This window comes from Marinifilum sp. N1E240 (assembly GCF_009295825.1).
Taxonomy (GTDB): Bacteria; Bacteroidota; Bacteroidia; order Bacteroidales; family Marinifilaceae; genus Marinifilum_A; species Marinifilum_A sediminis.
Window position 1 is genome coordinate 835,301 of sequence record NZ_WHKF01000001.1, and the last position, 13,789, is coordinate 849,089.

Annotated in this window: 10 protein-coding genes; 7 read left to right on the plus strand and 3 right to left on the minus strand. The window is 35.5% G+C overall.

All coding sequences use genetic code 11. The features are described from left to right. Positions 1–8: 8 nt before the first annotated feature. From GCQ56_RS03565 to guaB, 3 genes are all read right to left on the minus strand, one after another. Positions 9–845 (minus strand): peptidyl-prolyl cis-trans isomerase, encoded by an 837-nt coding sequence (locus GCQ56_RS03565; protein ID WP_152733006.1) that lies wholly within the window; start codon positions 843–845, stop codon positions 9–11. After that, positions 838–2,487, minus strand: a complete 1,650-nt coding sequence (locus tag GCQ56_RS03570) for a peptidylprolyl isomerase (protein WP_152733007.1) — start codon at positions 2,485–2,487, stop codon at positions 838–840. The genes GCQ56_RS03565 and GCQ56_RS03570 overlap by 8 nt, the downstream gene beginning before the upstream one ends. Before the next feature lie 82 nt (positions 2,488–2,569). Continuing rightward, entirely contained in the window at positions 2,570–4,039 is a 1,470-nt protein-coding gene (gene guaB, locus GCQ56_RS03575; RefSeq protein ID WP_152733008.1) for an IMP dehydrogenase, read from the minus strand. A gap of 164 nt (positions 4,040–4,203) precedes the next feature. Between guaB and GCQ56_RS03580 the strand changes: the two genes are divergently transcribed. From GCQ56_RS03580 to GCQ56_RS03610, 7 genes are all read left to right on the plus strand, one after another. After that, positions 4,204–6,126 (plus strand): ATP-dependent DNA helicase RecQ, encoded by a 1,923-nt coding sequence (locus tag GCQ56_RS03580; protein WP_227005979.1) that lies wholly within the window; start codon positions 4,204–4,206, stop codon positions 6,124–6,126. A 105-nt stretch (positions 6,127–6,231) separates the two neighbouring features. Further along, on the plus strand, positions 6,232–6,858 hold the full coding sequence (locus GCQ56_RS03585) for a DUF5063 domain-containing protein (protein ID WP_152733009.1): 627 nt from the start codon (positions 6,232–6,234) through the stop codon (positions 6,856–6,858). 40 nt (positions 6,859–6,898) lie between these two features. Beyond that, positions 6,899–7,489, plus strand: a complete 591-nt coding sequence (locus GCQ56_RS03590; RefSeq protein WP_152733010.1) for a 3'-5' exonuclease — start codon at positions 6,899–6,901, stop codon at positions 7,487–7,489. A gap of 96 nt (positions 7,490–7,585) precedes the next feature. Then, a complete protein-coding gene (locus GCQ56_RS03595; protein ID WP_152733011.1) occupies positions 7,586–8,773 on the plus strand; it encodes a class I SAM-dependent rRNA methyltransferase in 1,188 nt (395 codons plus the stop codon). 81 nt (positions 8,774–8,854) lie between these two features. Continuing rightward, positions 8,855–10,075, plus strand: a complete 1,221-nt coding sequence (locus GCQ56_RS03600; protein ID WP_152733012.1) for a DEAD/DEAH box helicase — start codon at positions 8,855–8,857, stop codon at positions 10,073–10,075. 20 nt (positions 10,076–10,095) lie between these two features. Then, positions 10,096–11,286, plus strand: a complete 1,191-nt coding sequence (locus GCQ56_RS03605; protein WP_152733013.1) for an NAD(P)/FAD-dependent oxidoreductase — start codon at positions 10,096–10,098, stop codon at positions 11,284–11,286. A 103-nt stretch (positions 11,287–11,389) separates the two neighbouring features. Further along, positions 11,390–13,519: a Tex family protein gene (locus GCQ56_RS03610; RefSeq protein WP_152733014.1), complete on the plus strand. Its 2,130-nt coding sequence runs from the start codon at positions 11,390–11,392 to the stop codon at positions 13,517–13,519. Positions 13,520–13,789 lie beyond the last annotated feature (270 nt).

The following is a 13,789-nucleotide window of genomic DNA, read 5'->3' on the forward strand; positions in this document are numbered from 1 at the left end:
TTTATGGTTTAATATATTTTGAATTTGTTTTTTGATTCTGCATCCCGATAAATATTTTCTTCGAGATTTCGAATGAACTCTATTTTACGCTTATTTATTAAAATCTTTTTAATGTCGTCTCTTACAAAAGGCAGAGGAGCAACAGTATTCTTAAATTCAACTTCTTTTATTTTTGCAAAATAATAGTGCGTAGAATCTTCTGATTCAATGTGTTTTCTGTGTTTAAGAAGGTTGTCTTCGTTTTTTGAACTCACAGGCATTCTACTCAATAGATCATTTGCATTTATCCATTGATCGCTAAAATTATCAAAATTTGTTGCATTCTGAAAGCAGTAGTCTTCCAATTCTTCCCAATCTTCCTCTTTTTGTGATTTATATAGCTTTTGAATTTTTTTAAAATCCGGTACTGGTTTAGGAATTTTAATGAACAGAGCTTTTATAATATTTCTGTTTAAAATAAAGTTATTTGAAAATTTACGATAGTAATTGTCAATTTGAAAAGAGGTTACAATTGTATCTAGCTTTTGTTCGATTAATTGTTGTTGGTATTTGTGAATAATTAGCGATGATCGATAGTCTTCCACCATTTTGCTAACATCCTTATCTTCTTCGCTTAAATTTAATTCTGCTTTTGAAATAATCAATTGTTTTTTTACCCACTGATGAATATAATTGTCCGCAATTAATAGGCTATCTTCTTTATTGCTATTGTTAGGCACTATTGCCGAAATTTCACTAAAATAAAGAATATTGTCATTTACTTTTGCTGCAGGCTGATCGTTATCAGTGTTGTTACAGGCAATAATCCCAGTAAATGCAATTAGTAGTAATAGGTATTTATTCATTTTTGTTATTTGCAATTTTTAAAAATGTTGACTTTTTAATTGATAATGAATAGTTTTTCTTCAATTCATTCAACCAGATTTTTTCCAGTTCCATTCTGTAATCTTTAAGAACATTAGTCTTTATTTCGCTTAAGTCAGCATTTTTACCATATTTTTCAGAGTTTTGTTTAAAATATAGGGCTAAACCTTTAATGTTTTTCGTCGATTGATCCCATATTTTATATTTTGTAATGAAGTACACCAATACTCCATCTTCGTATTGTTTTAGTAATGATTTTAATTCAGGATTGTCTTCCTGTAAGCTTTTTTTGTAATGTGCTAAGATACTATTGTTTGTAAAACTAACATATAATCGATTGATGTATTCTTTAAAATTTTCATAAATATCCTTCGACGCTTGTTTGCTAAGAAAATCTGCAAAGCTTTCTTGTGAATAGTCTAATCCATCTATTGTAAATAAGGGTTGCCATAAATCGGCATAAGCGTAATCAAGAATTGAGTGAAAATTAGCAAGACGTTCTATGTATTCAGTGAATTGATATTCCTTTTTAAGTTTTTCGATTAGTTCGTGTTTTGATATTCTTGAGCGATCATCATTGTAAAGTAGAGCAAGCAATTCCTCTTTGCATGTATCAAAAGAAGAATAATCTTTTTTGTCTAATAGTTGAATGATATGGTAGCCAAATTCCGTTTTGATAGGCTTACTATATTCATTTTTCATTTTAAGCTGAAAGGCAGCTTTTTCTATTTTTTTATGAGTCTCAAATTGTCCAAACCAAGGAAGTTCTCCTTTATTTTTTTTGGAGGTGATATCATTAGAATATTTGTGAATTAATTGGGGAAAATCTTCTCCTTTTAACAATTGCAAATAAATTGAATCAGCCTTTTTTTTAAGTTCCTCGGATTTAGAATTCTTGCTGAATTCTAGCATCAAATGGCGAACTTTTAACTTTCCAGGGTTCTTAATTTTATCCAAGTGTTGAATGATATGGTACCCGTACTTTGTTCTTACAGGTTTCGAAAATTCTCCTTTAGGAGTATTGTAAACCGAAGATTCGAATGGATAGTCCATGTCAAACGTTGTGAAATATCCTGTTTCACCATCGTTTTTCCTTACTGAAAGATCGTCGGAATGCTGATCGGCGAGTTTGTTGAATTCTTTCCCTTTTTTTAGTGATTTATAAATACTTTTAGCTTCGTTGTATGCCTCCAATGTGTCTTTTGGAGTGGCGTGACCTTCAATTTTAACTAAAATGTGCCTTGCTTTTACAAAATGTTGAATTCTATTAAAGGTTTCTTGTAGTAGTTCCGGAGTGATATTAACAGGATATAGATAGCTATCGTAAGCTTGATTTTTATATGATTCCAATTCGAGTTGAACTTCTGGAATTGTATCAATTTGTAGCTTGTGTGCCTCCAGTGCTTTAACATGAAATTCAATATATAAATTTAATGCTTCATCAATTGGAGGAATATTGTGATGTTCATCAAGGAGTTTGCCGTTTTGATATAGCTTGATGAAGGTTTTTGAAGGGAAAGGAATATTGTTTAATGTAAAAAGGGTATCTGAATTAACCGATTGTCCATTTCCTAATAATGAGCAACACAAAAGAATTATCAGATATAAAAGACCTTTTCTCATTCAACGGTATTAAATAAAATGCAATGATCTTAAAAAAAAAGGTAACCCGAAAATACGGGTTACCTGAAAATATTAGATGTAATTATCTACTATAGTTTGGAGCTTCACGAGTAATTGCAACATCGTGAGGATGACTTTCAGCCATACCTGAAGCAGTAATTTTTACAAATTTGGCATTGTGTAATTGTTCGATATTAGCCGAACCACAATAGCCCATACCTGCTCTTAATCCACCAATTAACTGGTAAATTACTTCGTAAAGAGTACCTTTATATGGGACTCTTGCAACAATTCCTTCAGGAACTAATTTTTTGATATCATCTTCAGCATCTTGGAAGTAACGATCTTTTGAACCTTGTTGCATCGCTTCAACAGAACCCATACCTCGGTATGATTTGAACTTACGACCATTGTAAATGATAGTTTCTCCTGGAGATTCCTCAACACCCGCAAGTAATGATCCAGCCATAATACTGTCAGCACCAGCTGCAATAGCTTTTACAATATCACCAGAGTAACGAAGACCACCATCAGCAATTACTGGAACACCTGTTCCTTTTAATGCTTTTGAAACTTCATAAATAGCGCTCAACTGAGGAACACCAACACCAGCAATAACACGAGTGGTACAAATTGATCCCGGTCCGATACCTACTTTAACACCATCAGCACCAGCTTCAACTAACATTAAAGCAGCTTCAGGAGTAGCAATGTTACCAACAATAAATTGCATGTCAGGAAACATTTTCTTAGCAGTTTTTAAAACCTGAACCACACCTTTCGAATGACCGTGAGCTGTATCGATGATAATTGCATCTGCACTTGCTTGAACCAAAGCTTCAATTCTTTCTAGAGTATCTCCAGCAACACCAACAGCAGCAGCTACACGAAGTCTACCTTTTTCATCTTTACAAGCCAATGGTTTGTCTTTAGCCTTGGTAATGTCTTTGTATGTAACCAAGCCAATTAATTTGTTTTTTGAATCAACAACAGGAAGTTTTTCAATTTTATAAGCTTGAAGAATTTCCGCTGCTTTTTCCAGGTCTGTAGAATCAGAAGTGGTAACAATGTTTTCACTTGTCATTACCTCTGAAATAGGACGATCCATATCCAGTTCGAAACGCAAATCACGATTGGTAACAATACCCAAAAGAGATTTATCATTGTCAACAACTGGAATGCCACCAATTTTAAATTCCTTCATCAATGCAAGCGCATCTTGCACTGTTTTGTACGGAGCAATTGTAATTGGATCGTAAATCATACCATTCTCAGCTCTTTTAACAGTTAAAACCTGTTTAGCCTGAGATTTAATACTCATGTTCTTGTGAATTACACCAATACCACCTTCACGAGCAATTGAAATTGCAAGAGCCGATTCAGTAACAGTATCCATCGCAGCAGATACCATTGGAGCGTTAAGCGTAATTGAACGAGAGAATTTTGTTTTTAAACTCACGTCTCGTGGAAGTACTTCAGAATAAGAAGGAACCAAAAGAACGTCATCAAACGTTAGACCGTCAGAAATAATTTTATCAGATACGAATGACATTATGCAATAATTTTAGATTTAAATTGCATGCGAAATTACAAAAAAATAGCGGAATAGAACTTTATTAAAATTCTAAAAAGTGTTAATTACGCATTTCCTTATAAAAGTTACTATTTTTAATTTGTTTTTTGTCTGTCATAAATATCAATTTTAAGTCAAATTCATTGTCTGATAATAATATGGATCGTTTTAACGAGATTCTAAAAAAATATTGGGGGTATTCTGAGTTTAGACCTTTGCAGGATGAGATTATTAAATCTGTTTCTGAAGGGAAAGATACATTAGGATTAATGCCAACAGGAGGAGGTAAATCTCTTACTTTTCAGGTTCCAACTATGGCAACCGAAGGGATTTGTATTGTGGTTTCGCCTCTGATTGCTTTAATGAAGGATCAGGTTCTTAATTTAAAAGAAAAAGGAATAAAGGCGGAATTGTTATATTCTGGTCTTAGCAGTAAAGAAATTCAGATCATTCTTGACAAATGTTTGTTTGGAAATGTGAAATTTCTGTACATATCTCCGGAGAGAATTGGTTCTGATTTGTTTCGAAAAAAGGCAGTTCAGATGAATGTCTGTCTCATCGCAGTTGATGAATCGCACTGTATTTCGCAATGGGGATATGATTTTAGACCATCCTATTTAAAAATAGCAGAATTAAGAGAATTACTTCCTGATGTTCCAATTTTGGCATTAACAGCAACAGCAACCACTGATGTAGTAGATGATATTCAGGAAAGATTGGGTTTTTCTGAGAAAAATGTCTTTCGTAAGAGTTTTGAGCGTAAGAATTTGATTTATCTGGTTCGTGAAACCGAAGATAAAAACAGATATCTTTTAAAAATATTAAGCAAGCAAAAAGGAAGTTCGGTTGTATATGTTCGCAGCAGGAAAAAATGCAAAGAGATTGCAGAATTCTTAAAGAACAATAGAATTAAAGCGGAATTTTATCATGCGGGATTGCGAAATGAGGTAAAAGATTTTAGACAGGAGCGCTGGCGAAAAGGCACAGTTCAGGTTATGGTTGCCACCAATGCTTTTGGAATGGGAATTGATAAAGCTGATGTAAGAACAGTTGTACACATGGACTTACCCGATTCTTTGGAAGCCTATTTTCAGGAAGCGGGTAGAGCTGGAAGAGATGGTAAAAAGGCATTTGCTGTTCTTTTGTATTCGAATCCGGATAGAGTTCAACTTTTAAAGAGAATAACGACTGCTTTCCCTAAAAAGGAAATGATAATTCGGGTTTATCAGGCTTTAGGGAATTTTTTACAAGTTGCCGAAGGAGCAGGAAAAGATGCTGTTTTTGATTTTGACTTAGGCTTATTTTGTCAGAACTTTAAATTTAATGTGCTACAGGCATTCAATGCATTAAAGATATTGCAGCGTGCTGGTTATCTAGAGTTAACTGATGATTTGGAACATGAATCCAGAATTCACTTTGTAGTTCATAGAGATGAGTTGTATAAGTTTCAGGTGAACAATAAGGATTTTGATGCCTTTATAAAACTATTGCTGCGGTCTTTTACAGGTTTATTTACTGATTATGTGCCTATCAATTTTGATTCGTTGGCAAGTAGAACAAAAATTAAAAAGGAACTGATAATTGAATATCTTAAAGAATTGTCTCGTCACAAAATCATCAATTATATTCCTCGAAAAAAGACACCTTTTATAATATTTACACAAGAGCGATTGCCAACCAATTTTATAAAGATTACAAAGGATGTTTACGATAAGCGGAAAGATAATCTTGAAAAAAAGATACATTCGGTAATCCATTATGCCGAAACGGAAAATATTTGCAGATCAAAATTTTTATTAGAGTATTTCGGACAAGGACAAGCTCCTGAATGTGGTAAGTGCGATATCTGTAAATCGAAAGAGGATGAAGGATTGAAAAAAGAGGAGTTTAAGGCAATTTATAATGATATAATTAAACTGATAGATAAAAAGAGTGTTGAAGTGAATGAGATTGTAAAAGCACTATCCTATCCAGATGATAAAGTTTTGGAAGTGATTCGCTTTTTAAAGGATAACGAAGAAGTTGAAAGTGTAGATGGCAATCAAATAAAATGGATTCATTCCTGATGTAAAAGTAAGTGATAGTGAGATGGTTTTTGTTGAATTCCGGCGTGTCAGCTCTTATATTCATAAAATCTTGTTACTTTTGCAAGGTTATAGGAAAACATAGAGATGGAAGATAAATTTGAACACGTAGTATATTCTAAAAATGTAATTGAGTTTGTAACGGTAGCAAATGAGTTTTGTTTGTTGGTCGAAAATTCTGCTAAAGTTGAAAAGCTGGAGTTTGTTGAAACGGCTCAAAAAATATTACCATTATTATATCTTAAGGCAAGTATGTTGCCTAAAAATGAGGTCGAGCTAGACGAGGAAGTTGAAAAGTTTGTAACCGAATCCGATTGGGAGTTTATTCATTCATCAGTAAAAACAAGAATGGGAGCTCACAATGAATTTTTAGAAGTGTTCGAAGATGATATGGAGTACAGCGATACACCATTGGTTTCTTCTATTTCTGAAAATTTTGCCGATATTTATCAGGATCTTAAGGATTTTATAACATCCTATAAAATAGGAACACTTGAAGTGATGAACGATTCACTTTGGGATTTAAACAACCATTTTTATCAATATTGGGGACAAAAATTAGTGAATACACTTAGATCGATTCACCGATTGGTTGCCGACAAGGAGAGTTTAAGAGATGATGATAATATCTCTGCCTCAAATGTAGATAATATTGACATGAGTGGATCTATTTTCTCGCAGCGTCAGAGAGAATGGGGTGAGGAGAATGAGTAATCAAGGGAATAGACAAATTTCCCAAGAAAAAGAGTTATAAATGTTGCCATTTCAAAAATCAATTACGAGCGAAGAAGCGAATAAAATGCCACTAAAGGCTTTCGAAGGTGAAATTATATTGATTGATCAATATGAAGATCTGATGGAGGCAGTGCAATACTTAAAAAAGTATGATATACTTGGTTTCGATACAGAAACCCGACCGTCCTTTAAGAAAGGGAAGGTAAACGATGTTGCATTATTGCAGTTGGCTGCAAATTCAAAAACTTTTCTTTTTAGAATTAATAAGATTGGTCTTCCCTCTGAATTGACGGATTTACTAAAAGATCCGGAAATTATGAAAGTTGGCGCAGCTATAAAAGATGATATTCGTGGCTTGCAAAAGCTGAACGATTTTGATGCCAATGGATTTCTAGAATTACAAGATTACGTTTCAAACTTTGGAATTGAGAGTTTTTCATTAAAGAAATTATCAGCCATAGTTTTAAATTTCAGAATTTCTAAACGTCAGCAAGTATCCAATTGGGAAGCTTCAGAATTGAGCCCGGGACAATTGAGATATGCTGCTACCGATGCGTGGGTTTCTTTAAAGATTTTTGAAAAATTGAAGGCTTCAAAATCAGAAGAGTAGAATCGAAGTAAATTCCTATAGTAAAAAGGGGATTCGAATTAATGAAATGCAATTTTCTTTGTATTTCAACTTGATCAGAATAAAATACATTACCACATGATAAATTATCCTAAAGTATACCTAAAAAAAGGAAAGGAACATTCTATTAAACGTTTTCATCCTTGGATTTTTTCGGGTGCTGTTAGTAGAGTAGATGAAGGATTAGAGGAAGGAGACTTGGTTTCGGTTTACGATGCTCAAGATGAGTTCTTGGCTGTAGGACATATTGCAATTGGATCTATAGTTGTAAGAATTTTGTCTTTCGAAGAGAGAGAAATTAATCTGGATTATTGGATTGAGAAAATAAAATCGGCTTGCGATCTGCGTAAGGCAATTGATCTGTACGGAAACGAAAATAACAATGTATTTAGATTGGTGCATGGTGAAGGAGACGGATTACCAGGATTAATTATTGATTTTTATGCTGGAACAGCTGTTATACAGTGCCATTCGGTAGGAATGTATTTGCACAGAGAGGAAATTGCTGAAGCTTTACAAACTATTTTTGGAGCTGATTTAAAAGCTGTTTTCGATAAATCGGAAGGTACCATTCCATTTAAATCGGGAATTGAGCCTGAAAATGGATATTTATTCGGTGAAACAGAATCATTCACAGCTCTCGAGAATGGATTAAAATTCAATGTAGATTGGTTGAAAGGTCAAAAAACAGGATTTTTTATCGATCAAAGAGAGAATAGAAGTTTATTGGAACACTATTCAAAAGGTCGCTCTGTATTAAATATGTTTTGCTATACAGGTGGATTTTCGTTCTACGCAATGCGTGGAGGCGCTGAATTGGTTCACTCGGTTGATAGTTCTGCAAGAGCTATTGAGATCACAAAGGAGAACGTAGAGATGAATTTTCCTGGTGATAATCGTCATGACGCTTTTGCCGAAGATGCCTTTAAATATATGGACGAAACCTCGCAGAAATATGATTTAATTGTATTGGATCCACCGGCATTTGCAAAGCATAAAAAAGTGTTGGATAATGCCTTGAAAGGATATAAGAGATTAAATAGAAAAGGTTTTGAGCAGATTAAGCCAGGAGGAATTCTATTTACTTTTTCTTGCTCACAAGCTGTTAGTAAGGAAGACTTTAGAAAAACAGTTTTCGTAGCTGCTGCAAATGCTGGTAGAACTGTTCGTGTTTTGCATCAGTTAACTCAACCAGCCGATCATCCTGTTAATATATTCCATCCCGAAGGAGAATATCTTAAAGGATTGGTATTGTATGTTGAGTAGATACTTTTTCGTATCTTCAATGTCGTTTTATAGGGAGAGCATTCTATGTCTCTCCAATATTAATTTTAAAATCGAAACTAGTTGAAATTTTCTGAATTTGACTTTTCTCCTGAAATAATGGATGGTTTGGATGCCATGGGCTTCGAAACACCATCACCAGTTCAGGAACTATCCATACCTAAGATCATCGACAATAAAGACATGATCGTCTGTGCACAAACAGGAACAGGGAAAACTGCTGCCTATTTGTTACCAGTAATGGACAATATCCAAAAAAATAAAATTGAAGGATTTAGTACACTTATATTGGTGCCTACGAGGGAATTGGCAATGCAGATTGATCAACAAATGGAAGGTTTCGGATATTTTGTATCGGTAACCTCACTTTCGGTTTACGGAGGTGGTGATTCATCGGTTTGGGATCAGCAGAAAAAAGGCTTAATGGAAGGTGCTGATGTGGTAATTGCCACACCAGGTAGAATGATTTCTCACCTGAATTTGGGATATGTTGATACCTCGAAATTGAAACATTTGATCTTGGATGAGGCGGATCGCATGCTGGATATGGGCTTTTTTGAAGATTTGATGCAAATTGTAAGCCATCTGCCAAAAGAGCGTCAGAATTTGATGTTTTCGGCTACTATGCCTCCTAAAATTAGGGAATTGGCAGAAGAGATATTGGAAGAACCAGAAAGCATTAATATTGCCATTTCGAAACCTGCAGAAGGAGTTTTGCAAGCAGCTTATATGTTGCATGAAAACCAAAAAATTCCTTTGATCAATCACCTGTTAGAAGGTAAGGATTTGAAGAGTGTAATCATTTTTTCATCTACGAAAGTGAATGTGAAAGCGATTGCAAAAGATCTAAAAAAGCATAAATTCAGAGCTGCTGGAATTCAATCGGATTTGGAGCAGAATGAAAGAGAAGAGGTGTTGCGCGAGTTTAAAAACAGAAAGCATCAAATTTTAGTTGCGACTGATATTATTGCTCGTGGTATTGATATCGATTCTATCGATTTGGTAATCAATTTTGATGTGCCAAATGATGCAGAAGATTACGTGCACAGAGTAGGTAGAACTGCCAGAGCAGAATCGGAAGGTGTTGCTTTAACATTTATTACTCAGAAAGATCAAAACGATTTTAAGAAGATTGAAGATTTGATTGAATCGGAAGTTTATAAAATTCCGGTTCCTGCTGAATTGGGAGAAGCTCCTGATTACAAGCCAAAAACTTACTCAAAATCGAAACCAAAAGGAAAAAGAAAGTTCTTCAAAAAAAGAAGAGACAATAATAAGAAATAGAAAGCCTAAACTAACCAAGTATGACCCAAGCTGAATCTTACGACATGATTGTTGTAGGCGCAGGCATTAGCGGATTAAGCCTCGCCTATCAAGTTGCCCAATCGGGTAAAAAAGTTCTTGTTTTGGAAGCCGAAAACCGAATAGGTGGTTGTCTGAATACTTACTATCATGATAAGAATGATTTCTGGGTAGAAATGGGGGCGCATACTTTTTATGCCACTTACACCAATTTGATTCGACTGATTCAACAATCGGGATTGGAAAAGGATATTGTTGCTCGCGATAAAATCGGCATGAAAGTGTTTACCGACAAGCAAGAAAAAATCATGTCAAGAGTAAACAAATTTGAGCTGTTATGTTCTGGTCCAAATTTGTTTTTCTCGAAACGCGATGGCAAAACGGTAAAAGAATACTTCGGAAAGATTGTAGGAAAAAAGAATTATGAGAAAGTATTTAATAGAATGTTTAGTGCGGTAATCGTGCAAAAAGCAGATGATTTCTCCGCTGAATTTTTCCTAAAAAGAAGAAAAACCAAGAGTAAAGAACATCCTAAAAGCTTCGTTCTTAAAAAGGGAATGCAAAGCTTTATGCAAGCCCTAACGCAGTCCGATAACATGACTGTTCTATCCAATCAGAAAGTTTCTGATATTATAAAAGACGGGGAATATCAGGTAAAAACAGATTCGGGAATGGAATTTACCGCCAAGGATATTGCATTTGCCGTGGCTCCTACAGCTGCTGGTGAGATGCTTAGCAATGTCAGTTCAGAACTTTCGACTCTACTAAAAGAATATCAGACAAAAAATATCACTTCAAGAACAGTTGTGTTGCCAAAAGAGCAAGTAACATTCGATCCGGTATCTTTTATTATTCCTTTACAGGGATCTTGTTTGGCAATGGTAACTCGCGATGTGTTGTCACATACTGAATCAAGAGGATTCTCTTTCCATTTTGAAGAGAAGGATGGATCAAAGGAAAATCAGGAACAATTTATGTCTGAATTATTGGGCGTAGAACAATTGGGAGAAAGCAAGGAAGCCAATCATCAATTGCCAGTTTTGGAATTGGGACATGGGAAAAGAATTGAGGAGATAAAAAGGCTTGCCGAAAAGGAAAGTATTTATCTTACCGGAAATTACTTTAATGGATTGTCATTGGAAGATTGTGTAGAGAGATCGACACAGGAATTCGAGAGATACAATAATAAATGAAGAATTAGTAATGAATAATTTACTGATTTGAAATTCTAGTTTAAGAATGATAAGATGATGTTCTTTCACATTTTATAACTTAAATCTCATATCTAAAATAAACATGAAAAAATATATAGCACAAATCACGAAAAGCTTGCAATTGCAGGCTTTTCAAGTTGAAAATACAGTGCAATTGCTAAGCGAAGGAGCTACTTTACCTTTTATTGCCCGTTATCGTAAAGAGATGACTGGTAGTTTGGATGAGGTGCAAATTGCAAATGTAAAAGAAGAATTGGCACGTTTAAGCGAGTTGGATAAACGACGGGAAAGTATCCTGGAAGCCATAGATAAACAGGAGAAATTAACCGATGAACTTCGTGCAAGAATTGAAGCCTGTACAGAGTTGAATCAGTTGGAAGATTTGTATTTGCCATACAAACAAAAGCGCAAAACAAGAGCGGTAAAAGCTCGAGAAAAAGGATTAGAACCTTTGGCTAAAATCCTTATGAAACAAGTGGAGCGCGATGTTGATGGCAGAGCAGCACAATTTGTGAACGACGAGGTTGCCAATGAGGATGAAGCTTTGCAGGGAGCTCGAGATATTATTGCCGAATGGGTGAATGAAAATGAAGTGGCTCGTAATTCGGTTCGTGGAATTTTCCAACGTCAGGCTATAATTCGTTCAAAAGTTATTAAAGGAAAAGAGACAGAAGGAGAGAAGTTTAAAGATTACTTTCAGTCGGAAGAGCAATTGAAAAGATGTGTTTCGCACCGTATTTTGGCTTTAAGAAGAGGAGAAGCTGAGGGAATTTTAAGATTGGAAATTGCTCCAAACGAAGAAGATGTATTGGATAGACTGGATAGAATTTTTGTGAAGGGAAATACCCAGGCATCCGAACAAGTTGAAGTGGCAGTGAAAGATGCTTACAAAAGATTGCTGGGGTCGTCGATTGAAACAGAGTTTTCGAAATCTTCGAAAGAAGCGGCAGATAAGGAAGCCATTCGTGTTTTCTCTGAAAATCTGCGACAGCTATTGTTGGCTTCGCCATTGGGGCAGAAAAGAGTTTTGGCTGTAGATCCGGGTTACAGAACCGGTTGCAAGATTGTTTGTTTAGATGCACAGGGGAACTTATTGCACAACGAAACCATCTATCCTCATGCTCCACAAAATCAGGGAAAGATGGCAGCAAAGAAGCTGACCAATATGGTAGAAACCTACAATATACAAGCTATTGCAATTGGAAATGGAACTGCCAGCAGAGAAACCGAGCGATTTGTTACCAATTTGCATTACGATAGAAAAGTTCAGGTGTTTGTGGTGAGTGAGGCGGGAGCTTCCATTTACTCTGCATCGAAAGTAGCTCGTGAGGAATTTCCACAATACGATGTAACGGTTCGTGGAGCGGTTTCTATCGGAAGAAGATTGATGGACCCCTTGGCTGAACTTGTGAAAATTGATGCCAAGTCGATAGGTGTTGGGCAATATCAGCACGATGTGGATCAAAATCTACTAAAGCAAAGTTTGGATCAGGTTGTGGAATCCTGTGTGAATAAGGTTGGCGTAAACCTGAATACTGCAAGTAAGCACCTGTTGAACTATGTTTCGGGATTGGGACCGCAATTGGCGCAAAATATTGTTGATTACCGTGCCGAGAATGGAGCATTTACAACTCGTAAGGAAATCACGAAAGTGAAGCGAATGGGAGCCAAGGCGTTTGAGCAATGTGCTGGTTTCTTAAGAATACCGAACTCCGAAAACCCTTTGGATAATTCAGCTGTGCATCCCGAATCGTACAAGATTGTAAAGCAAATGGCAAAGGATTTAAAAAGTTCGGTGGCTGATTTGATTGATGATAAGGAATTGCGAAAGCAAATTGATTTGAATAAATATGTAAGCGATGAGGTTGGCTTGCCTACTTTGAAAGATATTATTGATGAGTTGGAAAAACCAGGTCGAGATCCGAGAACTGCCATTAAAGTATTCCAGTTTAAAGAGGGAATTTATAAGGTAGAGCAGTTGGAAGTGGGAATGGAGATGCCTGGTATTGTTACCAATATTACCAATTTTGGTGCCTTTGTTGATGTGGGAGTAAAGCAAGATGGCTTGGTTCATATTTCACAATTGGCAAACCGATTTATATCCAATCCTGCCGATGTGGTTCAATTGCATCAGCATGTAAATGTAAAAGTTACCGAGGTTGATGTGGCTAGAAAACGCATTCAGCTTTCGATGAAAGATTGTGAGCAGTAGGTTTGAAGTAATGTAAGTATGTGGTGTATTTTCTTTCCTGTAGCCTGCAGGAAGAAAAATACACCCCTGAAAAAGCTTCCCGCAGCTTGCAGGAAAGAAAATACAGTATGTAAAAACCTTCCTGTAACCTGCATGAAAAAAAATATAGTATGTAATAATGTTCCTGCAACCTGCAGGGAACTTTCTACAGCCTGTGTACGCATTCCTGTAATCTACAGTAAGAATTCTAAACTGAGAATTTGCTTTTGGGAAGTTTTAGCTATTTTTGAA